21 protein-coding genes and 1 pseudogene are annotated in these 22529 nt (G+C 56.9%); 16 read left to right on the top strand and 6 right to left on the bottom strand.

Annotation, left to right across the window (positions count from 1 at the left end; genetic code table 11):
* Positions 1-10 precede the first annotated feature (10 nt).
* Entirely contained in the window at positions 11-988 is a 978-nt protein-coding gene (locus B0G75_RS29525; protein ID WP_106313574.1) for a flavin reductase, read from the bottom strand.
* A gap of 646 nt (positions 989-1634) precedes the next feature.
* Here B0G75_RS29525 and B0G75_RS29520 point away from each other — a divergent pair.
* From B0G75_RS29520 to B0G75_RS29480, 9 genes are all read left to right on the top strand, one after another.
* Positions 1635-2462 (top strand): alpha/beta fold hydrolase, encoded by an 828-nt coding sequence (locus tag B0G75_RS29520; protein WP_106313573.1) that lies wholly within the window; start codon positions 1635-1637, stop codon positions 2460-2462.
* On the top strand, positions 2455-3261 hold the full coding sequence (locus B0G75_RS29515) for a fumarylacetoacetate hydrolase family protein (RefSeq protein WP_308705937.1): 807 nt from the start codon (positions 2455-2457) through the stop codon (positions 3259-3261). Before B0G75_RS29520 ends, B0G75_RS29515 begins: the two co-directional genes overlap by 8 nt.
* A gap of 51 nt (positions 3262-3312) precedes the next feature.
* The gene (locus tag B0G75_RS29510) at positions 3313-4224 is read left to right on the top strand and encodes an acetaldehyde dehydrogenase (acetylating) (RefSeq protein ID WP_106313572.1); all 912 of its coding nucleotides are present in this window, start codon (positions 3313-3315) and stop codon (positions 4222-4224) included.
* 20 nt (positions 4225-4244) lie between these two features.
* Positions 4245-5315: a 4-hydroxy-2-oxovalerate aldolase gene (gene dmpG / locus B0G75_RS29505; protein ID WP_106313571.1), complete on the top strand. Its 1071-nt coding sequence runs from the start codon at positions 4245-4247 to the stop codon at positions 5313-5315.
* Between the two features lie 37 nt (positions 5316-5352).
* Positions 5353-5742 carry a MaoC/PaaZ C-terminal domain-containing protein gene (locus B0G75_RS42065; protein WP_106313570.1) on the top strand — a complete coding sequence of 130 codons (390 nt, stop codon included), beginning with the start codon at positions 5353-5355 and terminating at the stop codon, positions 5740-5742.
* Positions 5743-5962: 220 nt separating this feature from the next.
* The gene (locus tag B0G75_RS29495) at positions 5963-7063 is read left to right on the top strand and encodes a DUF1214 domain-containing protein (RefSeq protein ID WP_106313569.1); all 1101 of its coding nucleotides are present in this window, start codon (positions 5963-5965) and stop codon (positions 7061-7063) included.
* 10 nt (positions 7064-7073) lie between these two features.
* The gene (locus B0G75_RS29490; protein ID WP_106313568.1) at positions 7074-8246 is read left to right on the top strand and encodes a sulfotransferase; all 1173 of its coding nucleotides are present in this window, start codon (positions 7074-7076) and stop codon (positions 8244-8246) included.
* A gap of 43 nt (positions 8247-8289) precedes the next feature.
* Positions 8290-9084 (top strand): SDR family oxidoreductase, encoded by a 795-nt coding sequence (locus tag B0G75_RS29485; RefSeq protein WP_106313567.1) that lies wholly within the window; start codon positions 8290-8292, stop codon positions 9082-9084.
* An 18-nt stretch (positions 9085-9102) separates the two neighbouring features.
* On the top strand, positions 9103-9579 hold the full coding sequence (locus B0G75_RS29480) for an SRPBCC domain-containing protein (protein WP_106313566.1): 477 nt from the start codon (positions 9103-9105) through the stop codon (positions 9577-9579).
* A 224-nt stretch (positions 9580-9803) separates the two neighbouring features.
* Here the strand turns inward: B0G75_RS29480 and B0G75_RS29475 are convergent, their stop codons facing one another.
* Together B0G75_RS29475 and B0G75_RS29470 are read right to left on the bottom strand one after the other, a co-directional pair.
* The gene (locus tag B0G75_RS29475; protein WP_106313634.1) at positions 9804-11072 is read right to left on the bottom strand and encodes a helix-turn-helix transcriptional regulator; all 1269 of its coding nucleotides are present in this window, start codon (positions 11070-11072) and stop codon (positions 9804-9806) included.
* Between the two features lie 323 nt (positions 11073-11395).
* On the bottom strand, positions 11396-12370 hold the full coding sequence (locus tag B0G75_RS29470; RefSeq protein ID WP_106313565.1) for a DHH family phosphoesterase: 975 nt from the start codon (positions 12368-12370) through the stop codon (positions 11396-11398).
* A 383-nt stretch (positions 12371-12753) separates the two neighbouring features.
* On the opposite strand from B0G75_RS29470, the gene B0G75_RS29465 reads away from it, so the two are divergent.
* The 4 genes from B0G75_RS29465 (at position 12754) to B0G75_RS29450 (ending at position 16952) form a co-directional block, all read left to right on the top strand.
* On the top strand, positions 12754-13974 hold the full coding sequence (locus B0G75_RS29465) for an MFS transporter (protein WP_106313564.1): 1221 nt from the start codon (positions 12754-12756) through the stop codon (positions 13972-13974).
* Positions 13975-14324: 350 nt separating this feature from the next.
* Positions 14325-14612 (top strand): hypothetical protein, encoded by a 288-nt coding sequence (locus tag B0G75_RS29460; protein WP_106313563.1) that lies wholly within the window; start codon positions 14325-14327, stop codon positions 14610-14612.
* Between the two features lie 55 nt (positions 14613-14667).
* Positions 14668-15435: an SDR family NAD(P)-dependent oxidoreductase gene (locus B0G75_RS29455; protein WP_106313562.1), complete on the top strand. Its 768-nt coding sequence runs from the start codon at positions 14668-14670 to the stop codon at positions 15433-15435.
* Between the two features lie 326 nt (positions 15436-15761).
* Positions 15762-16952, top strand: a complete 1191-nt coding sequence (locus tag B0G75_RS29450) for an acetyl-CoA C-acyltransferase family protein (protein WP_106313561.1) — start codon at positions 15762-15764, stop codon at positions 16950-16952.
* 188 nt (positions 16953-17140) lie between these two features.
* Here B0G75_RS29450 and B0G75_RS29445 read toward each other — a convergent pair whose 3' ends face one another.
* Positions 17141-17617, bottom strand: coding sequence for a nuclear transport factor 2 family protein (locus tag B0G75_RS29445; protein ID WP_181309375.1), 477 nt, complete (start codon positions 17615-17617; stop codon positions 17141-17143).
* A 176-nt stretch (positions 17618-17793) separates the two neighbouring features.
* Between B0G75_RS29445 and B0G75_RS41525 the strand changes: the two genes are divergently transcribed.
* Positions 17794-18117 (top strand): hypothetical protein, encoded by a 324-nt coding sequence (locus tag B0G75_RS41525; RefSeq protein ID WP_258194760.1) that lies wholly within the window; start codon positions 17794-17796, stop codon positions 18115-18117.
* Positions 18118-18912: 795 nt separating this feature from the next.
* Here B0G75_RS41525 and B0G75_RS29435 read toward each other — a convergent pair.
* On the bottom strand, positions 18913-19221 hold the full coding sequence (locus tag B0G75_RS29435) for a YciI family protein (RefSeq protein WP_106313559.1): 309 nt from the start codon (positions 19219-19221) through the stop codon (positions 18913-18915).
* A gap of 121 nt (positions 19222-19342) precedes the next feature.
* Complete coding sequence (locus tag B0G75_RS29430) at positions 19343-19972, bottom strand: FMN-dependent NADH-azoreductase (RefSeq protein WP_106313558.1); 630 nt, start codon at positions 19970-19972, stop codon at positions 19343-19345.
* A 40-nt stretch (positions 19973-20012) separates the two neighbouring features.
* On the opposite strand from B0G75_RS29430, the pseudogene B0G75_RS29425 reads away from it, so the two are divergent.
* Together B0G75_RS29425 and B0G75_RS29420 are read left to right on the top strand one after the other, a co-directional pair.
* A pseudogene (locus B0G75_RS29425) lies at positions 20013-20789 on the top strand (IS66 family transposase); the annotation flags it as partial.
* Between the two features lie 570 nt (positions 20790-21359).
* Positions 21360-22436, top strand: coding sequence for a porin (locus B0G75_RS29420; protein ID WP_181309374.1), 1077 nt, complete (start codon positions 21360-21362; stop codon positions 22434-22436).
* Positions 22437-22529: the final 93 nt, after the last annotated feature.

Raw genomic sequence — 22529 nt, 5'->3', positions numbered from 1 at the left:
CATGCGCGCGTCAGTCATCCCAAGGATGTGCCAAACCCGGATCGGTTTCCGAGATAAGTTGCTTAAGGAGGTTCTTCAACGAGACGGCCTCCCAATAGCCTAGCTTGTCGATGATCCCGACCTCGATCGCTTTCGCGGCTGCGATGATGTGTAAGGTAGTATTTCGTCCATCATCTGTCAGGTCGCACCGGGCTGAATTCCCCTCACCCGTTACACGCAGAAGCCCGCGGTCAGCAAGGCTCCTCGCGGTCTGAGACGTCACGTGGTGACCGGTATAGGAGAAGAGGCGGTTCATATCGTCAATGCTTCTGCCGCCCTTGATGCTCAGAATGGTCAAAATGAAATACTCGGTGTCGTTGAGGCCGGTTTTGTCAAGGTGCTCACGAACCTGCGCGTAGAACTGGAAGTGCGATCGTGCAAGGAGATAGCCGAGAAAATCTTCCCCAAACGCCGAATTTCCACGGCTTGCTGGATTGTCGGATAAAGAAAGCGGTTGAGACTTGTGCGTCGCGAGCGCGTACCGGCCGGCGTGAAAAACGAGTGGCGGTGCATCGGAGTGGTCGAACCCGATGACCTCGCCAACGAAGATGATATGGTCGCCGCCGTCGTATCGAACGGCCGTCTTGCATTGCAAACGGGCGCAACAGTTATCAAGAAGCGGTATATCCCCCACCCCATTCGCAACCGGCAGATTGGCGAACTTGTCCTCGCCGCTCTTTGCGAAACGGTTGGACAGTGCCTCCTGCTCGCCGGAGAGAATGTGGACGGCCCAGAATTCGTTGGCTTCAAATGCCGGGAGACTGCGCGATGTCCTTGCGATGCTCCACAGGACCATTGGAGGATTCAGGGAAACCGAATTGAAGCTGTTAGCTGTGATGCCAACCGGGGTGCCGTCAGATGAACGTGTCGTGATAATCGTCACCCCGGTGGTGAAATTCCCCAGCGCCCGACGGAATGCTTTCTGATCAATCGTTGTCTGTTCGCTCACGGTTCGTTCCTTTTGTTTCGGAACTTCGCGGAACCTGCCTCAGAGACAATCGGTTCGCGAAGTGTACGGGGAGTCTAGGTTCCGCGATACCCCGCATCATCGTCCGATAGGACTATCGGAAGCGGGAGTTTTGGATTAGTCCGGTCAGACGAGGTGCATTACTCACCTCGGGCCTATGCTTCGTTCAACGCTGGTGTTTAAGTTTCCGGCGAGCTGCACGAACTACGCAATGAGGCACGAGATGGCTACGAACGATGCAACCCTTCGCAAACTGGTCGATCATTGGCTGCAACCGGGCGAATCGACACATCTGCGTATCCGGCAATTTGGTCGCACCCCAACCGAGCGCGCCCGGTTTGTATTTGTGGAAATGCTGCGGCCAACAGGCGCCGTGGGTCTTTTTTTCTTCCGACACCCCGACAGAACGTGGGGCATCTGTCCGCCCGCCAGACAGCGGCCTGCAATGCGAGCGTGGGCGACCAGCTAGACAGACGAATCTCCTCAGGCGCCAGCGCCCTGAGATCCGTCGGGGTGGACTAGTCCGAGCGGACGATGCTGAACAACGACGTGAATCCGATCATGGATTCGTAATCGAGGGGTTCAAAACCCCTACGCGCAACGCCACGCAGCATAGCGAGTCTTCCAAATGGTGCAATCAACCCCAATCCCGGAAGGCAAGTACGTTCGGACATCGACCGGACTTGACCTTCACTACTATGACCTCGGGCATGGCGCTCCGGTAATTTTCGTCCACGGTAGTGGACCTGGCGCCAGCGGTCACAGCAATTTCAAGGGGAATTATCGCGTCTTCGCCGAACGTGGTTACCGGGTCATCATTTTCGACCTTCCCGGGTATGGGCTCTCTTCGAAACCGGAAGATCAAGAGTATGAACTGGACTTCTTCGTCGAATCTCTGAAGGAACTGGTCGACCGACTTGAGATCGGACCATGTGTCCTCGTAGGTAACTCCCTTGGCGGCGCGATTGCGATCAAGTATGCGCTGGACAGACCGGAAGGTGTGACGCGTTTGGTGTTGATGGGGCCTGGTGGACTTGAAGAGCGCGAACGTTACTTCCAGATGGAAGGCATTCAACGAATGATGAAAGACTTTGCGATGGATGCCCTCGATCGCGAGGGCATGCGCCGGCTCTTGTCCATATTGGTTTTCGATTCATCGCACGTCACGGACGAGCTGCTCTCGGAACGTGTTCCTGTTTGTGCGACGCAGCCCAAGACCGTTCTCTCGACGATGCGAGTTCCGAATCTGTCAGATCGACTCCGTGAGATTAAGTGCCCAGTCTTAGGCTTCTGGGGGAGTGACGACAAGTTTTGTCCGGTAGAAGGGGCACTGAAGGTGCTTCGAGACTGTGATGATGCGCGCTTCCTGCTTGTGAACCAGTGCGGTCACTGGGTGATGGTCGAGCACAGGGAGCTTTTCAATAGGACATGCCTGGAATTTCTTGACAATGGATGACGCTCAATTGAATGCGGACCAAATCCGTGAGCTTGGCGATGAACTGTATGCAGCGTTGAGAAGCGGGTCGACTCTTTCGCCTCTTAGTGAAAGGTTTGATTCGATCTCGGTAGATGACGCATATCATATCTCGCTTCGCTTTCTGCAACGGCGTGAGGCGGACGGTGAGCGGGTGATTGGCAAGAAGATCGGTGTTACAAGCAAGGCTGTGCAAGAGATGCTTGATGTGCATCAGCCTGATTTTGGATTTCTCACCGATGCGATGCGGTTTACTGATGGAGCGACCATCAGTATCTCAAAGGCCGGGCTGATCCAGCCGCGGGCAGAGGGCGAGATCGCGTTCTTCCTAAAAAAAGATCTGGTCGGGCCTGGGCTTTCGCGCGAAGACGTCATCGACGCGACCGAAGCTGTCGCTGCGTGCTTCGAAATCGTCGACTCGCGCATTCACGACTGGAAAATCAGAATTCAGGATACGGTTGCAGACAACGCGTCGTGCGGGGTCTTTACTGTAGGCACCAGCCGGGTCCCCCCTGGCGATTTGGACCTCGCTGCAGCGCAGATGCGTTTCAGGCGTAACGGTGAACTGATCGCTTCCGGCCTTGGATCAGCAGTTCAAGGGCATCCAGCGGAAGCAGTGGCTTGGCTCGCCAATACCCTCGGACGTTTCGGTATTCCGTTCCGTGCCGGCGAAGTCATTCTCTCCGGATCACTTGTCCCGCTCGTGCGTGTGACAGCCGGGGATCGCTTCGAGTTGACCGTTGAAGGCATCGGCAGTGCGTCCGTTGCATTCGTCGAATAACGGTTTCCAAAAACTATCCACCACCGACGGTGGATCTTCCATGATTGAGCCATGCGAAAAATCCGATGTGCATTAATTGGCCCCGGCAATATCGGCACCGATCTTCTTTATAAGCTTCGCCGCAGCGAACTACTTGAGCCAGTATGGATGGTAGGAATTGACGCGGCTTCGGAAGGGCTCGCGCGGGCTCGTGAACTCGGTCTCAAAACGACTGCAGAAGGAGTAGATGGCCTTCTGCCACACGTGGCCGAAGATGGTATCCAGATCGCATTCGACGCAACGTCGGCGTACGTCCACCGCGAGAATTCTCGCAAGCTGAATGCGATTGGCGTCATGATGATTGACCTGACGCCTGCCGCTATCGGCCCATATTGCGTTCCGCCAGTAAATCTGAAAGAACACGTGGGCACCCGAGAAATGAACGTCAATATGGTCACCTGTGGAGGTCAGGCGACCATCCCAATGGTGGCCGCGGTTTCGCGGGTACAACCGGTATCGTATGCCGAAATTGTCGCGACTGTATCGTCTCGCTCGGTGGGACCTGGTACGAGAAAGAATATTGATGAGTTCACGCGTACGACAGCCGGCGCGGTTTCGAAGGTGGGCGGTGCGAAGCAGGGCAAGGCAATCATCGTTATCAATCCCGCCGAGCCGCCGCTGATCATGCGCGACACGATTCACTGTTTGACCGAAACAGCACCGAAACAGGACGAAATTGTTGTCTCAGTTCACGAGATGGTCAAAGAGGTTCAGAAGTACGTGCCGGGATACAGGTTGAAGAACGGGCCCGTGTTCGATGGAAATCGGGTGTCCGTGTTCATGGAAGTCGAAGGACTGGGCGACTACTTGCCGAAATACGCTGGCAATCTCGACATCATGACTGCTGCTGCTGCGCGCACCGCGGAGATGTTCGCTGCGGAGATCCTGAATGGCGCACTTACGCTCGAAGCGGTGACCCAGTAACGACTTTCCCGGAGAAACACATGAATATCAATGGAAAGAAAATCACGCTGCATGACAATACATTGCGCGATGGCATGCATCCCAAGCGTCACCAGATCAGCATTGAGCAGATGGTCGGAGTCGCGCGAGGGCTCGACGAGGCAGGCATGCCTCTTCTCGAGGTGACGCACGGAGACGGTTTGGGCGGTTCGTCGGTAAACTATGGCTTTCCGTTGCATACAGACGAGGAATACTTGCGCGCAGTTATCCCCGTTCTGAAGAATACGAAGGCGTCGGCTCTCCTGCTGCCTGGGATCGGGACGGTTGAGCACTTGCACATGGCCAAAGATCTTGGCGTGCATACGATCCGAATTGCGACGCACTGTACCGAAGCCGATGTCGCGGAGCAGCACATCAATGCGGCGCGAAAGCTTGAGATGGATACCGTCGGGTTCCTGATGATGGCGCATATGTCACCACCGGAGAAACTGGTGGAACAGGCGCTGCTGATGGAGTCATATGGCGCGAACTGTGTGTATGTGACTGATTCGGCAGGCTACATGTTGCCCGACGACGTCTCGGCGCGGATCGCCGCGCTGCGGACGGCACTCAAACCTGACACCGAAATCGGCTTTCATGGCCACCACAATCTGGCGATGGGCATCGCGAATTCGCTCGCCGCTATTGAGGCCGGTGCAATCCGAATTGACGGGTCGACGAACGGGCTGGGCGCTGGCGCAGGTAACACGCCCCTCGAGGTCTTTGTCGCTGTCTGCAACCGGATGGGTGTAGAAACAGGTGTCGACTTGTACAAGATCATGGACGTGGCCGAAGACATCGTGCTGCCCATGATGGACCATATCGTGCGTATTGACCGCGATTCGCTGACGCTCGGATATGCGGGAGTCTACTCTTCGTTCCTCCTGTTTGCGAAGCGAGCAGAGGCGAAATACAAGGTGCCAGCTCGCGACATCCTCATGGAACTCGGCCGTCGGGGCATGGTTGGCGGGCAGGAAGACATGATTGAAGACGCGGCCCTCGATATGGCTCGAGCCAAGAGCGCGTCGTCGCAATCCAGTGCGGCCGCGTCGTCTGCTGCGGCTACAACGTAATTTTCCGCGCAACAGAAGGCGACCCTACCGATAGTCAATGTCCGATAGTGTTCGATACTACTGGGAGGACTTTCCGGTAGGGCGCACTTTTGAATTTCAAGGCTTTGCGCCATGCGAGGCAGAGATGGTCGAATTCTCGCAAAAGTTCGACCCACAGCCGGCGCACATCGATTCGGCTTGGGCTGCCAAATCGCCACCAGGTCATATCGTGGCTAATGGTTGGCATATCTGTGCGAAGGTCATGCGCATGATGTGCGACTTCTATCTTTCTGAGACGGCAAATCTTGGTTCACCTAGTATTGAACGCCTACGGTGGCTGCGCCCAGTGGGGCCCGGTGAACCACTACGGTGCGCACGGTTGTACGGGCCACGAGAAGATCCAATTCCAAACCCGACAGAGGACTCGTCAAGACCCGTTGGGTTGTGAGTAACGAAGGAGGCGTGATCATGGTCATGGAAGGGTGGACCTTAATACTCCTCCGCGACTCTAGCCCATGATCATCGTCTCGGCTTGATTCCAAAGGTCACAACGGTCGGCTAGTTTAATGAGAGACAGATCGATCTCCGATAGTCCGAAAGGACGATGATTGCAGGGCGCGGACCACTTAACCTGTGACCGTTCAAAGTAGCGTCATCAGGAGGTGGTCATGTCAAAGCCGCACGCGGATAACGCGGAACACGAGGTCGTGTGGGACCGATTTTGCGACATGCTTAAGCATGCCGGGAAGCAGATCTTGCGGCCAGAAGCGCCAAACGACCCGTTCAACCGCGCGGAAGGATACAGGTATCTGAGCCGCCTGACGCGAATTGCGCTCGAAATGCAGGTGGAGAGCGGATCTGCGGAATTCCCCATATTTATGGCGCCTTCGCACGAGACTGCGAAGATTGGCGCGGACAACCCAGACAACTATTACCAGGTCGCACTGATTAACGGGAAATACAGTTATCGGATTCGGGGGATTCGCGGTGCGGTTGAAAATATCAATTTCAGCACCAAGCGCGGCGGCTACGACACGAGCGGAAAGCTCATTCTGAGCGATCTCCTCGAGGCGAAGAACATGCACTTCGAAGCAGACGGGAGCTTCGAATTGACGCTTTCTCAGGAGAGAAGCTCCGAAAACTGGTTGAAGGTAACCCCCGATACGACGCAAGTTTTAGTTCGGCAGTACCTTCCGCGACGCAGGGAGCAGAAGCCGGCGCAGATTACCATCGAACGCCTCCATTCGACCGGCGAGGTTCCGGCGCCACTAGACCCTCTTCTGTTTGAGAAAAAACTGCTGGGCGCGGCGCAATTTGTCGAGAACACGGCGCGAATGTTTTGCGACTGGACCAAGAGCTATCAGCCCAATGTGAACAGGCTCCCTCCGGCAGATCAGGCGCTGTGCCAATCAGTTGGTGGTGATCCTAACATCTTCTACTACCACGGCTACTGGCGCCTTGATGACGGGGAGGCACTCGTTGTACGCATACCGGAGCTGCCCTCCTGTGACTACTGGAACTTGGTCGTACAGAACTATTGGATGGAATCGCTCGACTTCCGTTACTTCGACGTCTGCGTCAATAAGGAAACTGCCAAATTAGACGCTGACGGTGGTGTCACGGTGGTCATTGCCCATCGTGATCCCGGAGTGCCAAACTGGTTGTCGACCGCGGGGCACTCGAGCGGAACGATGTGCTTCCGTTGGGTCGGGGCGAGCGATCCAGTTCACCCTGTGACCGAGGTCGTTACGCTCGACGCTCTCATTTGAAGGCTCATAAATGGCAAACATTCCGGAGACGCAAGCTTTGTTGGCTGCTGCGATGCACCGCAGTGGGGGACTCAGAGACTTCGGCGACGCTAGCTTCAGGCCCGCCTTGGACATGCTCGTCAAGTCGATCAACGAGGAGGGAAGGCTTTCAGAAAAGGGTGCGGAGATCTTCGCGGACCGGCTGGTCGAGAGCCTTAGTTCACGATTGGCGCTCGAGTACAACCTGAAGCGTTATCCGGCAATTCTCGCAGAGGAGTTGAAGGACCCGATTTTCATCATTGGGTTGCCGCGAACAGGAACGACGATGTTGCACCGGGTGCTCGCGCGGGACTCACGCTTCTATACCCCGATGTGGTGGGAGGTGCGGTTCCCGGTGCCGATAGGCCCTACCGCGCCGGATGGTGAAGACCCTCGAATCAAGCTCGCAAAGTCCGAAGTCAAGATGATGCTTGATGCGATGCCGGAACTGCTGACAATGCATCCGCTCGATGCCGAGCTCCCGGACGAAGAGGTGGTGCTGATGGAGCACTCGTTCTTGAGCGCAATGTATGCGTACGCCAATGTGCCCACCTATACGGAATGGCTTGGCAGGCAGGATCAGACACCAGCATATGAGTATTTGAAGCGGCAACTGCAGTTCCTGCAATGGCAAAAACGCCAACGTGGAGAAGTCGCGCAGCGATGGATTCTGAAAGCGCCGCATCATACGCATGCAATGGACGTGCTATTCAAAGTGTTTCGGGATGCGAAGATCATTCAAACTCACCGTGATCCACTTGAAACTATCCCCTCGATGAGTAGCTTCGCCTACACGATTTGGCGCGTGTACAGTGACGTTGCTGATCCTCGCGACGCCGCGATGTTGTGGTCGACCAAGTTCGCGAAGGGACTTCGGGACGCGATCGCCGTGCGTGATCGCATGCCGGCTGACCGGTTCCTCGACGTGTGGTATCTGGATGCGGTCGCAAAGCCACTAGAAGTCGCCAAGGCCATATATCCGTTCATTGGAATGTCGCTTACGGACGAGGCTGAACGAGAGATGCGTAGCTGGGTTGAACACAGTAGCCGGGACAAGCGCGCGCCTCACGCATATTCCCTTGAGAAGATGGGACTCACCGAAGCTCAGTTGAAAAAGGACTTCGCGGAATATCGCGAACGCTACATTCTCCCCCGACACGGGTGAAGAGGGCTACAAAGCGTCGATCAATTTGGCAGGGGGAAAGCATATGTTGTTGCGAGACAAGATTGTAATCATTTCGGGCATTGGGCCTGGACTTGGAATCAAGCTGGCACTCGAAGCGGCACGCGAAGGCGCGAAAGGTGTGGTGCTCGCGGCCCGCAGCGCAGACAAGCTCGATGCGGCTGAAAGCAGAATTAGGGAAGAGTTTAGCGAAGCTGCGATATTGAAAGTCCCGACTGACATTACCCAAAGAGACCAGTGCCGTAGCTTGATCGCCGCTACGATTGAGCGCTTTGGTCGCGTGGACAGCCTCGTGAATAGCGCCTACAACCCAGGAAACGTGATGGGTTCGTTGGAGACGACGGGCACCGATGGCTGGCAACCTATTTTTGAGACAAATGTATTCGGCACCATGAACCTTGCCCTGGAAGCGGCAGTGCCAATGCAGGCTCAAAAATCTGGAGCGATGGTGATGGTCAATTCGCTGGTGACTCGTAAGCCGTTGGTAGGGCAGGCAGGCTACGCAGCGTCCAAGGGTGCGCTCGGGGTCGCGGTTAAGTATCTGGCCACGGAGCTCGGTCCGCATGGAATTCGAGTGAACACAGTGTCAATGGGCTGGATGTGGGGGGCGCCCGTGGAGTCATATATGCGGGCCGTGGAAGCGGAACGGAACATTGCACTCGAAGACCAGGTTGCTCAGGTGACGGCGAATATCCCATTGGGAAAAATTCCCACCGACGACGATTGCGCTAAAGCGGCACTCTTCCTCGTTTCCGATTATGCGAATGCTGTTACCGGCGCGTGGCTGGATGCAAACGGTGGCGAATTTATGGCGGCATAACCAACAAGGAGACTTTCTATGAGCGAAGACAGAAACAAGGTAAGTTCCGTTCGCGTGGAGATTAACGCGCCCGCATCTTTCGTTTGGGAGGTGCTGGTGGATTTGCCGCGCTACTCGGAATGGAATCCGTTTACTGTTAGGGTGGAATCAACGCTAAAGGTTGGCGAGCCCGTCCATCTCTACATCGCTGATCCGGCCAATCCAGGCGCAGAGATTCACGTTATCGAGCACTTGGTCGCATACGAGCCTTCCCGACTGCTTGCTTGGGAACAGCGGCCAACTGAGGATTGTGCCGACGCTGCACGTCGTGACCAAGTTATACAAGAGATCGACGAAAAGCGATGCGCGTACTACACGACGGATCAATTTCTCGGTGAGAACGCTGACAAGATCACGGCAACATTCGGAGAATGGGTCAAAGCGGGATTCGACGGTATCGCAGGAGCGTTGAAAAAGCAGGCGGAGGCGCTCTATGCAACGGCGGCGCAGCGATAGTCCCAATCGGTAGGGTGCATCCCGAATGTCTTTTTAAATTGCTTTTGATTGATCGTCGAGAAGACAGTTTTCTGGACTCGTAGCATCGGCGAAGCGCGAAATAGCGCCTGGCCGATGCTTTTTGTTTTGAAACGTCTTACAACAAGGGCACCGCGCCGTCGAGCTGGCCACGGCGCTCAGTTCGACTTTCGTGCCTATCGCAGCACAAGCGCCCCCGTAGTGCCTCAATCTAATGGTGTCACGCTACCGAGCAGCAGACGCACGAGGGACGTCTGGCGGGTAACGCCCGTCTTCGCAAAGATTGAACGAAGATGCGCGCGAGCCGTGTTCTTGCGGATGTCCAGTTGGTCCGCCGCTTCATCAAGCGTCATACCGTCGGCCAAGAGAAGGGCAAGCGATGCTTCAGCCGGCGTGAGTTCGAATAGCTGCTGAATCACATCTCGGGATGCAACGGATTTTTGCTCGGGGTCGCGAATAAACACCGTGACGGCCGGGCGGTGACGACCCTCTGACCATTCGCTTATCGGGATCGAACGAACGGCAATTCCCAGCTTCGCACGCGCGGAGGGGCGCGTGACCGACATGACCTGGCCGATACCTGGCGCCGAGCTCCGATTGTCGGCGAGCGCTCTGCGAATCAGCGTCTGAAGGTGCCGGTTCTCCTGGGGGTAGTTGGCTTGAAGCAAGCCGCCCGAAATACTCAAGCCGTCATTCTCTTTGAGAATCTCCTCGGCGGCATGGTTTATTCGCAATATCGCGCCGGTCTCGTCAAAGACAACGGTCCCGAGAAGCATTCGGTCCACGGTCGTCGCATACAGCGTACGTTCGGACTCGATGCGATCAAGTCGAGAGTGGAGTTCAATTGCGCGCTTGAAATGTGGCAACAATTGTTGGCAGATAGCTTTATCCGACTCTGAAAAATGACCTGCTGACTGGGGCCGGCAAATGCGTAATCGGCACTCGGACCCGTCGGCGGTAAAGAGGTCGGCACCGATCATATAGCGGATGTCGTAGGGTTCGACAAACTGCTTGTAGAACTCGCTGTTCTGCCATTCGGTTGGACCGACCACTTCGTCCACGGTGGCTATGCGATCGGGCGGCAAGCCGCTGAACGGGTCTAACATGAACGCGGTGTGCGTCACAAACTTGCCCTTTTCCGTAAAGGCGCCTTCGGGCCCCGAATTGACGATAAGAGCGTTGCATGCATCCGAGGCTGGTCTGAGAATCAACGTGACCCAGTTAGCGCCCAGTGCACTGCGGAGATCAGTCAGCGCAGTCGACCACGGTAGAACCTCCAGGCATCCTTGGTAGATCGCGCCGAGCAGTTTGTCTAACTGCGACAATGTTAAGTGAAGGTTCGAATAGGAGTCCGACCCAGAGTGCGGCGTGGACCGAGGAGAGGGATTCGTCGCTCTGCCGCCGGACTTCGCGGCCCGAAGCAGACTGGCGTCAGGTACTGCGCCCGTACGGGTCAATTCCGTGTGTGCACCCATTTGAAACGTCTCCGTGAGCAGCGTGCTCGCGGCTGGCACGCTTTTTTCAATATCGTTAGATACTACACGGATTTTGGGGGCATTCAACCGGTGCCAGTACCTGGGCCCCAAGCGGCGTGCCAATCTTCTATAAATGCGTACAGAGCAGGTTGCAACCACGCTGTTTTCACCGAGGCATCGGCGTCGCGTCGTCTGTAGCTGTGAAACTTGAGTGAGGAAACAGGGTTAATTTAGGGGAGTCCGCAGTTGCGTGCGATGCGCCGGCCAGACAGGCGAAGATGAGCTAGACGCCCGGGTCAGGGGCGTCGCAGGTCACGACGAAGCTACGGCTGTTGAACGAGACTGCCGTACTGCGCCTCGAACCGTTCAGCGAATGAGTCGATGTCGCGCGAAGGAAGACGGTTTATGCCACCGGCCAAGCGTCGACCGCCGCCGGTATCAAACATGCGACAGAAATCACCGGCTCCCGTCTGCGTTGTTGCCGGGACTCGAAGGCTGACGGTGTAATCGCCGCCGGCGTTTGGCGAGAGAAGCGCGAAGGCGTTGCTTGGCGACTTCAGCATGAGTTCATTAGCGAGCACACCGATCGCTCGACGGGCCCAAGCTTCGGCCGGTAGTAACAAGATGGAAGCGCCGTGGCAGGACCGGAACGGTGTCAGGCTTCGCGCCTGCGCCATATCTTCCTGATATCCCGCGAACAGTCGCGCACAAGCCAGCGACCGCCCCGTGAACTCCCGCGGATCCTCGAAAGGCAACATTTCCGCTGCGAGATGAGCGGGGTCGAAGTGGAGGTCGTCGATCGTCTCTCCGTATGCGTTGTAGTTCAGACAGACGCCTAGGCGCTCCAACGTTTCAGTGTCGCTGGCGGACAACCCCTCGGCGGTCGCCAACGAGCGGGCGACTTCGGGCAAATTGTCGCCGAACGCCGCCGTAATCGCCCACAATCGGTGGCGTCCCTGCAAATGGCGATCGACGAGCAGGCTTGTGCAAACATCCGCCGCGAGATCGATCTGCGAGATGAGGGAGGGGTGGGCCGGAATGTCACCTGCGTTGTGATGGTCGAAATAGTGTACCTTCGCGCCGGCGTCGAGCAGTCGCACGAGGCTGTCACGATTGATGTCCAGCGAAACGTCCAAGGCATACACGACATCGCCGTCGACCGCTGGGACGCGCTCGAGCAACTTGATGTCGCGCTTGACGCCCGTGATCAGCGTGGATTCGCCCGGGTTGACCAACCGGAGTTGCTGCAAGGCGCAGAGCCCGTCAGCGTCACCATTGAAAGCGTAGTAGCAAGCCATTTTTATCCTTGAACTTGAGGATGGGTGCATACCCTCAGTTCCCGGACGTCCAAAAAGGCGGCCTCTAGGGACTAGCCATCACCATGTGACCGACACGACACGACAGCGATGAATCGGTGTGCGGCCAAGGCTGCGGGCCGGCTGAGGGATAGCGCATCCTCACCGATGCGTTGCTCCGCGGCATCGTCTAATCAGACTATCGAAAGAACTGGCGGTAACTCCGCGTTACCCCAAACGGACGATGCTGGTAGCCTCGTGCGCGTCCTTAATGCTGAAAGCTGATCGCAGCCTGTACCTAAGCGCGCCCCGTGTCTCTCGCGGTAGCTCGGCGTTAGGTGTGGGACGTTAATCTTGTTCTTCGATTGTCAATCGGGAGAAATCTGGTGCAAGCAGCAACGCTAGAAGTGAATGCGGCTGAGAACAACGTGCTAAAGAGCACCGTATTGGTTGCGGGTCCTACCATGGTGACTTTGATTCCAATGGCCGCAGCCCCGGCGATGCCTGCAATGGCGGCACATTTTCCCGGGGCAGGCAGTGGATCGTTATTTGCTCAATTGGTGATGACCATTCCCGCAATAATCCTGATACTCGTCGCGCCACTCGCAGGGATCGTCGCGGAAATCATCGGAAGGCGCACGGTGATGCTTCTGGGACTCGCCTTTTTCGTCCTCTCGGGCGGCGCCGCGCTCTTCGTGGACTCCGAATGGGGCCTGATTGCTTCGCGGCTACTGCTGGGAGCAGCGGGTGGCGCGATTCAGACAAGCAGTCTCGCGCTGGTTAGCGATTATCCGTCGGGCGGTCCGAGGGAGCGTCTGCTTGGCTTTATGGTTGCGGGCTCATCGACGATGGCCGTCGTGGCCCTGATAGCAGGCGGGCGTATGGTCGACCTTTGGGGCTGGCGCGCACCCTTCACCTTGTATCTGGCAGGGATCCCCGTCCTCCTTCTCGCGGTTTTTAGCATCAAATCTCATTCGCACGTGGGCGGCCGCGAGCACAATCTGTTCGCTCCTGTGCGCCTTCTCTGGCCTGTTTATGCGATTGCTGTCCTATTGACCATCGGGATGTTCATGCCAAGCATCCAAGGGCCGTTCTTATTGGCGCAGCGTGGAGTGACAAGCGCCGAGGTCCAAGGGTCCGTTGCAGCGGCCTGTGCACTCGTCGCCGCTGTCTCGGCCGCGAGCTACGGTTACATTGTGCGTTACGTGAGTCCCCGAAACCTGCTGATGGCGACGGCCTTTCTTTTCGGAGTCGGAGCCATCGGAATTGCGCGGCTCAATGGAATTGTTTCCATTGGTAGTGCGAGCGCACTGATGGGTATTGGGGCGGGTCTAGTCGAGGCGAGTTGCGCCACGCTCATCATGGCGCGCTCTCCCTTGGAAATGCGATCGCGGGCTTTGGGCCTTCTACTCAGCGCGGTCTTCTTCGGTCAATTCCTCAACCCATGGGTCGTAGCCCCGCTTCGTAACTGGTTCGGTGTGGAAGGCGCATTTATGGCGGTGGGATTTTTGTTTCTCGTTCTTGCGCTCGCAATCGGATGCGGCGTCGGGTTCAGAGAGTCTCGCACGCCCCCGGACGCCTGCGCAGGTTCCAGGCAAAGGCATTGACGTCGATGTCTCCGCCCTGAAGGGACTTATAGGACTGCGTTTCACCCTGCGCTTTCGCGTGAAGCGCCACAACACGGCGCTTTTTTCCGGACGTGCTGCGCCCCGCCTGGATGCCGGGGCCTTCCTGCCGGCCCCTAAAATCCTCCACAGTTGGCGTCCGATCTCAAGCTGCTACTTTCGGCAGGGTATACACCGATCCCTCACTTAGTCCATTTGGAGGATGGGCCATGCCGCCAGAGGGATTTTAATGTGCCTAGCCGAATCACCCATTCTTCCGATGTCAGCAATTATCTGAAGGCTACCTGGGGAGAAGCCCGGCACACATATTCCCGAAAGTCAAGGAGGCACAAATGGAACGGCTGGATGAAAAGTGCGAGTTGTATGGGTGGTTATCGTTCACCGGGATGTGCGGCCTGGCCATGCTGGTCGGCGTGTATTCGTTCGACGTAGAGCCGATAGCCCGGGTAGCGCTGTTGATGCTTTGCGGGGTGCTTTTCACCTTGGGACTCGTTGGGATCTGCGGGTGGAGCGCGTATGCCATCGGCCGCCGTGTGCGATTCGTCGGCGAGGATGCCTGTGCCTTCGCCGGTGGCATCGCAGGTAGCGCGTTGTTGTTCACTGTTGGTCACTTCATCTGAACGCGCGTCTGTGAGTTGATGTCCCATCCAAAGCACAACGCGCACGGAGCCGGATTTGAATCGACAATCTGAGTTTGCTGAAAAGATCGCACTTGTGACCGGTGCGGCGAGCGGAATCGGAAAAGCGAGTGTGTCTTCCTTCGCTCGCCAGGGAGCAACCGTGATTCTCGCTGACATTAACGCTGAAGACGGCGAGCGAGTCGCTTCGGATCTCAGGGCTGAAGGCAATGATGCGGTGTTCGTGCGCACTGACGTTTCGGAGCCGGATCAATGCTCAGCGCTTGTCGACTTCATAAAGACGAAATATGGTCGCCTTGACATCGCGTGCAACAACGCGGGTATCGCGGACGGTATTGCCCCGCCAGCGACCCACGAGTTGCCTCTGGATGTCTGGCGTCGGATGATTGATGTTGACCTGAGCGGCGTATTTTATTGCTTGCAAGCAGAGCTCCCGCTTCTCTTGGCGACAGGCGGCGGCGCCATCGTCAACACGGCGTCCCTGCAGAGCTTTATCACTTTCCCTCGGACGACTGCTTATACGGCTGCGAAACATGGAGTCCTCGGACTTACGAAAGCCATTGCAAAAGAGTATGGCCCGCAAGGTATTCGATGCAATGCCGTCGCTCCTGGGGTCGTCAACACGGGATTAACCCGCGAAATTCTTTCCAACGATACGTGGCGCGCCGCACTCGAAGAGAAAATCCCGCTCGGGAGGACAGCAGCGCCGGAGGATGTCGCGCGTGTAATGACATGGCTTTGCAGTGAAGGCGCGCAATACGTCAACGGTGCCTGCGTACCTGTCGACGGCGGCTTCTTGACCTGAAAACGCATTTGGTCGGTGTGACGCTATGTGCAAAAGTCTGGACCGGTTTAATGTGCGGGCTTCCGTCGCTGCATGAACCCGCGCAGACCGGTCTTGGATGTTCCCGGAACAAGTCGCCGCTTTTCTTTCCTCGTCGTTGACCTTTGCCTGTCTTTCAAGGCTTGATGCAACGCTTTCTGGATGCTAACCGAAGGGAGGCCGGCGGCCTGTTTGCTCGGTGGCAGTCGTCCCGTCCTGACGAAATGTGGACGACTGTCGCATCGTGTCGCGCGTTCACGTGACCGCAAGCGAGGCAGGTTTCTCTAACCCGAACATGGAGTTCGCGGATGCAACGTGAAGTCGTTATTGTCGGCGGTGTCCGCACCGCCATTGGCAAATTTGGCGGGAGCCTTAAAGACATACCGCCGACCGAGCTGGCGGCGACTGTGGTGCGTGAACTGTTGAGTCGCACTGGCGTGTCCGGCGAGCAGATTGGGCAGGTCTTCTTCGGGAATGTTCTCTCCACGGAGCCAAAGGACATGTATCTCGCGCGGGTGGCGGCGCTGGATGGCGGGGTAACAGAGAACGCACCGGCGCTCACAGTTAACCGTCTCTGTGGTTCCGGTTTGCAGGCGATTGTGTCTGCAGCGCGGAGTATCCTCCTCGGAGACGCCGAAATTGCGATCGGAGGAGGGGCCGAAAGCATGAGTCGAGCGCCGTATGTTTCGACCGATGCGCGCTTCGGCGCGCGCATGGGGGACACGCGCTTGATCGACATGATGGTGGGAGTTCTCAACGATCCCTTCCACAAAGTCCATATGGGTGCAACGGCAGAAAATGTCGCTCGCAAATACGATATTACGCGAGAGGACCAGGATGCCCTTGCACTGGAGTCGCATCGCAGGGCGGCGCGCGCCGTTGCCGAGGGACGCTTCAAAGAGCAGATCGTAGCGGTGGCGCGAAAGGTCAAGGGCAGGGACGTCGTGTTTGATAGCGACGAACACGTGCGGAGCGATCTGGACCTGCAGGAGCTAAGCGGGCTTCGTCCTGTGTTTCAAAAGGATGGTGGCACTGTGACCGCCGGTAACGCGTCGGGCATCAACGACGCAGCGGCCGCGACGTTATTGATGGAACGTAGCGTGGCTGAACAAAGAGGTCTTGCTCCTCTCGTGCGTCTTGTTGCCTATGGGCACGCTGGCGTCGACCCGCTTTACATGGGAATCGGCCCCGTACCGGCCACGCAAATTGCTTTGCGACGCGCTGGCTTGCGGATCACTGACCTGGATGTAATCGAATCGAATGAAGCTTTCGCTGCTCAAGCCTGTGCAGTTACGAAGTCTCTGAAGCTTGATCCAGCAAAGGTCAATCCGAACGGCTCTGGTATCTCTTTAGGACATCCGATAGGCGCTACCGGGACGATTATCGCGGTGAAGGCGATGTATGAGTTGCTGCGAACTAAGGGGCGCTATGCGCTGGCCACAATGTGCATCGGCGGAAGACAAGGAATTGCCGTTATTTTTGAAAACATGAGCCGGTAACTGCCAACTGGATTGCCGACACTTCCGCAAGCTTCTCGTTGGGAGAGTCTGCTCTTTTCCGATACCTGCGCTCACTGCACAGGTATCCGAGGATGCTGTCATTGGGTGGTGATTTTCCGTACAGCAACGGTATGAAAAGGCGCCGTTCAACCGGCGTCGGGGCCAGCCCGGCCGTACCGCGAGTGCTATTACGTCCAGCTTTGTGGCAGCCGATCGTTTGGAGCTTCAATGGATACGATAAGGTGCTGAGAAAGATCTCCAAACAGTTCATTGCCAATCCGCCGCTCGGAGAACCGCCAGACATCGTCGACCTTTATAAATCGGTCAAGATAGTCACCAGCGATAATTGGTTGAAGGGGGAGTGTGTCGCTCTGTTGTACCACTAGCACGTAGCTGTGCGACCTCGCTTGATTCTCGCCGTCCGGTTCGATAGTAACGTTGGACATGATGTGGTGGGTGCGCGGCGTCCCATTCGGATAAAGTAGGACGTAACGTTTCCACATCTCGGTGAGTTTTGCTCCGTTATGACTGGACGCAAGTTTACCGGCAATGTACACATCGGCGTGCGAGAAAAGTTCGCCAAGGTCGTTCCATCTACCAGTGTCAAGTAAATGAGCGTATTTGAAGATCAGGTTCTGAAGCTGAGCGTAATCATCGGCGGTCACAATGTGATTCTCCTGTTATTGAAGGTACAGATGGTCGAACGAGGCAAGCTCGTTGGCATCGTCCGTTCGGACGAGAGTGCTCGAGCGGGGACTCCTTGAATTCGGATGACTGACTAAGGACTGGCCTCAGCGGACGGAGCTGACTACAAAACGCCCCGGACACGGGGATTGACTCGGTGGCCAAGCAGCAGGATGGGCAGGGGGGTTGTGCGATCCAATGCAACTTCTACGAAACGCCTATCCAGATGAGCGACCTGGCTAACTTCTTCACGCTCTCCGGCAAGGGTAGCTTCACGCAGCGCATGATTATCGCCACGACGTCGCTGAGCAAGCACGCGGCGGCGACCCCGGGCGACCAGCCGATCCCAGCCGAGCTGTTGACGCTGGAGACCGCGATGAGGCTCCGATCGACTGGTTACAGTTTTCCCTCGACAAGCCCGAAGAGCTTGGGAAGCGCCAGAAGAGACGCCTCTCCTGCACCAGCAGGAAGCTTTGGCTGACGTTGTCAAAGGCTTCGCGTCCTATGATGGGGCAAGGTCATCATCGCGTGCGGGACCAGTAAGACCTACGTCCCCGGTGATCACCGAAAAGCTTGTCAAGCCGCGTGAAATCGTCCTGTTCCTAGTGCCCTCGATCGCTTCGCTGTCGCAGACGCTGCGCGTCTGGAGGGTCGGCTGGAGCGTTCCGCTGCGTTACCTCGTCCGGCCTGAATGATTCGCTTTGCGCGGCGCTAGCCCTAATGCCCTCACAACGACAGTGATCGAGCGGTTGAGCAAGGCAAACAGAACAAGCGTGCAAAAAAGCCGCAGCTTTCTGTGAATGAGATCGCCAAGGCCGTCGGTGATGCGCAGCAAGCTTTTATTAATTGCTGCACCAAATCAGAAGTAGCGAGCACGACTATTAGCCCATTCACCCCCGACAGTGCGCCTTAGAGTGGTTATGAACGCTCCGGGTATTCCGGCAACGTCTGAACGGATCCGAGCTACCGCCCGGTTTTTCAAGATGCTGGGCGGCCACCTGGAGTCATTGTGTTTGTCATTGAAGCCACGACGAAACTTCTGGCCGAAAGCAATTAAAGGTCGAGGCGGTACGCCAGCACCATCTCCACAATGAACTGCAAAGTTGCAAATCGGATCGCAATTTGGATCTGATCGCGACGCGATCCATGAAGACGAAGGCAAGAGGCCGCAGCGGGACTGGAACAACTATCGAGCGCCTTGATGGAAAACACCACGCAGAGACGCGCAGATTCAAGCGATCGAGCAAATACTCGGCGCACGCATGGGGCCCGGACTCTATAGGGCCTTGGCTTCTAGCGCCCAATTCGCCGGGAAGGATGCTGCACGGAGTGCGGGCTCGAAAGCATGGATGTCATATTCCACAACTCGATGCACATGGAACGAATCCTGGGCGAGGACGGCGTCCAGTTCCGCGCGGTCCTCAGATTGGGCGAGCAACAGACCGCCATCGCGGGATGGCATTGGGCCGGCAACGACAATGCATCCGGCTTTCATATGCGTGACGAGCCAGTCCCGATGACTGTCGAGGTGGAGTTGGACTTCTTCCATAGGGCGAATATAGCGGAGCACAACGACGTAGAGCATATGAATTATCCTGATATTGAAGGGTGCGTTCTGTACACGGTTCGTGTTCCTATTGAAGCAAGTGCCGCGCGCCTTATAAGCGCAGTGCCAGTCACTCGGCGCGATGCACCATTTCCACGATTTATCCGGTGATCGTGGACGCCTTTGCCGCGGATCGTGCGGCAGCACGCGCGGCGTCGAGCGATTCCTTGCGCGCGTCGGCGCCCTTCGTCATACGTTCCGCGCGGACGAATCGCACATCGTTGATGCCTAGAAAACCGAACACGGCCCTGAGGTAAGCCTCTTGGAAATCCGTTTCCGCCGCCGGACCGGACGAATACATGCCACCGCGTGTAGAGGCGACAATCACCCGCTTGCCGATTGTGAGACCGACCGGTCCGTTCTCGGTATAACGAAAGGTGCGGCCCGGTTGGGCGATGCGATCGATCCATGCCTTAAGCTGGCTCGGGACAGAAAAGTTATACATCGGCGCACCGATGACGATCACGTCGCTGGCGAGCAGTTCGTCCACGAGGTTTGCCGAGCGGGCATGTTCGGCAAGCGTAAGCACGTCGAAGCCGGCCGAACCGGTACCGCGAAACCCTGCCGCAATAGGGCCGTCCAGATGAGGAATTGCATCGACCGCCAGGTCGCGATAAACGACGACGGCATCTGGTTCGTCAAAAAGCAGTGCATCGACAATCGTCGCGCTTAAACCTCGCGACGCAGATGTGTCGCCGAGAATGCTGGAATCGAGGTGAAGGATTTGCATGATGTGTTCTTAAGAAAGTGGTGTGAAGCAAGGATAGTGGGTACCTCTCGAGCGGGCCACCATGGCACGCTGGGTCGGAAAATGCGAAGAACTCTGCCGGTTGCTGACCGAAGCGCTGCGTCACTACACGATGTCGGCTGCGAAGCTCCACGCGCACGACACGCCGATCCCGGTGCTCGCGCCCGGCAACAAGAAAACAAAAACCGGTCGGTTGTGGGTCTACGTGCACGATGATCGACGCTCTGGCTCGAGCGTACCCGCTGCGGTCTGGTTCGCGTACTCGCCGGACCGCAAAGGCGTCCACCCCCAGACCCATCTTGCCGGATTCGAAGGCGTCCTTCAGGCGGACGGCTATGCCGGCTTCAAGGAGCCGATCGAAAGCGGCAAGGTTCGCCTGGCATGCTGCTGGGATCACGCGCGCCGATACGTCTTCAACGTCCATGAGACCGCACCGTCGGAAACCACGAAGCAATGGCTCGACATGATCGGCGATCCCTACGAAATCGAGGCTGCTATCCGCGGCAAACCACCCGATGAACGGCGACGCGTCAGGCAAGAAAGGAGCAACCCGCTGCTCGGGGTCCTCGATATGTCGACGAAGGAGAAACTCGCGAGGCTTTGGCCGAAGGCACCGGTGGTCGAAGCGATTAACTACTCTCTGAACCGCTGGGATGGACTCACGCTGTTCTGTGACGACGGCCGCGTCGAGATCAGCAACGTACTCGCCGAAAATGCCTTGCGCTGTGTGGCCCTTGGTCGGCGCAATTTTATGTTCGCGGGATCCGACAGCGGTGGTGTCCCGGCGCGCCGTCTGTTCCGACAACGTCCATGGCCGGGCATGCAGCAACACGCCGCTGGGCCTCGCGCATGGTCGACGGGATCGAGCGAGTGGAACTGCTCGTGCAGCGCCTGTTTGGTCGCCTCAGGGACAGACCGTGAACGCAGTACGCGCTCAAGCGGCGTTAGCGGTGTCTCATAACGCTTCGTTGCGGCGCCTGAAGCCAACGAGCCGTGAATGCCTTCAACAAGTTTGGGGAGAACTCGCAGAATGGTTGTTAACCCGTAGGGCTTGCGTCGACCTCTCATCGCACAGCAACGTGAATCACAGTGCATGATTTCGCGTGGGGTATGCGCGGCGTTTTTTTCGATTGTGCCGGGAAAAATGGCTGCCTACCTTTCCGTCATCGATCCGATATGTGAAATTTCTCCCGCTGTTACCGCTGCCCGCGCCCGGCGGTGGCTTGCCGTCGCGTAAATGCGAGCGCGATGTGTCCAGCCATGTAGGCCGCGCAATGGCGGCCGACATCTGGTGCATTCGAACAATCGGTCGGGCCCGTCATCGATTCCGATGATCGAGGAGAGCAAGTGCCATGGATTGGAGATCCGGATGAAAAAAAATGTTGCCTGTTTTGCCGTTTCATCCTTGCTATCCATCAGTGCGCTGGCGCAGTCCAGCGTGACGCTGTACGGTGCACTGGATGAAGCTGTCGTCTACGCGAATAACGCGAGAGGTGCTCACACAATGCAGATGCTTGACAGCTATCACTGGAATACGGCATTCGGTGTAAATGGAACTGAAGATCTTGGCGGTGGATTGAAGGCAATCTTTGATCTTGCTAGCTATTTCAACTTGTCAAACGGCAAGATGTTCCGTTCCGACACGTTTTTTAGCCGCAGTGCGTGGGTAGGGTTGTCAAAAGATGAGTACGGTAAAGTAACGTTTGGACATCACAACGACTACTCCATATTGCTGCTCGCCAACTCACCCGGGTTCAACTCGACGTTCTCTCAGACTCCGGCTAATGCCGACCATATCGGGGGCGGCTACCTAAACAATGCAATTACCTATCGCTCGCCGACGATGTCTGGCTTTACTTTTTCGGCGTTGTACGCACTGCCCGGCGGCACATCTGATACATACAACCGTGGGCGTGCGTTCAGCTTCGCGTTGATCTATGAAGGGAAGAGGCTGCGGGCGGCGACTGTTGCCACCAAGATCAAAGGCGTCAACTTCACACCAACGTTGGCGGGCATGAAGACGTTTCTTGAGCAGACGGTGACTCCATATCGATCGTACGCAGTTGACTCACAGAACATCTATGGTGCGAGCGCGTCGTACACGATTGCCGACAAGTGGACCGCAGGGCTGAGCTATACGGATGTTGCGTTCGCAGGCTTCGGAAAATACGAATCTTTGCGCAGCGCAACGGCAGATGTGATCTACGAGTTTCAGCCGGATCTCAAATCTACGCTCGGCTACGCGCGTGACGCGTTGGGCTCGGGTCGCCTGTCTAACTACAGTCTCTTCATTGACAAGTTTCTGTCCAAGCGGACTGATATCTATCTGGGGGTTAGCCTGGCCGTTGCGTCTGGTGCCACTCAGTCTGCAGTACTGTTCCCACTGACACCGTCGTCGACAAACAGGCAATTGGCGGTGGCTGCCGGACTGCGCACTTTCTTTTAAGAAACGTGCCGGCAAAACTCGGTGCGGCAGCTCACATCCACATGGCCGGTCATGCCTGAGTTTGGGCCGCAGGACCGTTGACCCACTTCAGTA

The organism is Paraburkholderia sp. BL18I3N2, from assembly GCF_003001875.1.
GTDB classification, from domain to species: Bacteria; Pseudomonadota; Gammaproteobacteria; order Burkholderiales; family Burkholderiaceae; genus Paraburkholderia; species Paraburkholderia phytofirmans.
Note: the sequence above shows the minus strand (reverse complement) of the source record. Positions and strands in the feature narration are given on the sequence as shown.

Excerpts from the sequence above, each read along its gene's own strand:
- B0G75_RS29520 (WP_106313573.1), top strand. The coding sequence starts at position 1,635 with ATGGTGCAATCAACCCCAATCCCGGAAGGCAAGTACGTTCGGACATCG.
- B0G75_RS29515 (WP_308705937.1), top strand. The coding sequence starts at position 2,455 with ATGGATGACGCTCAATTGAATGCGGACCAAATCCGTGAGCTTGGCGAT.
- B0G75_RS29510 (WP_106313572.1), top strand. The coding sequence starts at position 3,313 with ATGCGAAAAATCCGATGTGCATTAATTGGCCCCGGCAATATCGGCACC.
- dmpG (WP_106313571.1), top strand. The coding sequence starts at position 4,245 with ATGAATATCAATGGAAAGAAAATCACGCTGCATGACAATACATTGCGC.
- B0G75_RS42065 (WP_106313570.1), top strand. The coding sequence starts at position 5,353 with ATGTCCGATAGTGTTCGATACTACTGGGAGGACTTTCCGGTAGGGCGC.
- B0G75_RS29495 (WP_106313569.1), top strand. The coding sequence starts at position 5,963 with ATGTCAAAGCCGCACGCGGATAACGCGGAACACGAGGTCGTGTGGGAC.
- B0G75_RS29490 (WP_106313568.1), top strand. The coding sequence starts at position 7,074 with ATGGCAAACATTCCGGAGACGCAAGCTTTGTTGGCTGCTGCGATGCAC.
- B0G75_RS29485 (WP_106313567.1), top strand. The coding sequence starts at position 8,290 with ATGTTGTTGCGAGACAAGATTGTAATCATTTCGGGCATTGGGCCTGGA.
- B0G75_RS29480 (WP_106313566.1), top strand. The coding sequence starts at position 9,103 with ATGAGCGAAGACAGAAACAAGGTAAGTTCCGTTCGCGTGGAGATTAAC.
- B0G75_RS29475 (WP_106313634.1), bottom strand. The coding sequence starts at position 11,072 with ATGGGTGCACACACGGAATTGACCCGTACGGGCGCAGTACCTGACGCC.
- B0G75_RS29470 (WP_106313565.1), bottom strand. The coding sequence starts at position 12,370 with ATGGCTTGCTACTACGCTTTCAATGGTGACGCTGACGGGCTCTGCGCC.
- B0G75_RS29460 (WP_106313563.1), top strand. The coding sequence starts at position 14,325 with ATGGAACGGCTGGATGAAAAGTGCGAGTTGTATGGGTGGTTATCGTTC.
- B0G75_RS29450 (WP_106313561.1), top strand. The coding sequence starts at position 15,762 with ATGCAACGTGAAGTCGTTATTGTCGGCGGTGTCCGCACCGCCATTGGC.
- B0G75_RS29435 (WP_106313559.1), bottom strand. The coding sequence starts at position 19,221 with ATGCTCTACGTCGTTGTGCTCCGCTATATTCGCCCTATGGAAGAAGTC.
- B0G75_RS29430 (WP_106313558.1), bottom strand. The coding sequence starts at position 19,972 with ATGCAAATCCTTCACCTCGATTCCAGCATTCTCGGCGACACATCTGCG.
- B0G75_RS29420 (WP_181309374.1), top strand. The coding sequence starts at position 21,360 with ATGAAAAAAAATGTTGCCTGTTTTGCCGTTTCATCCTTGCTATCCATC.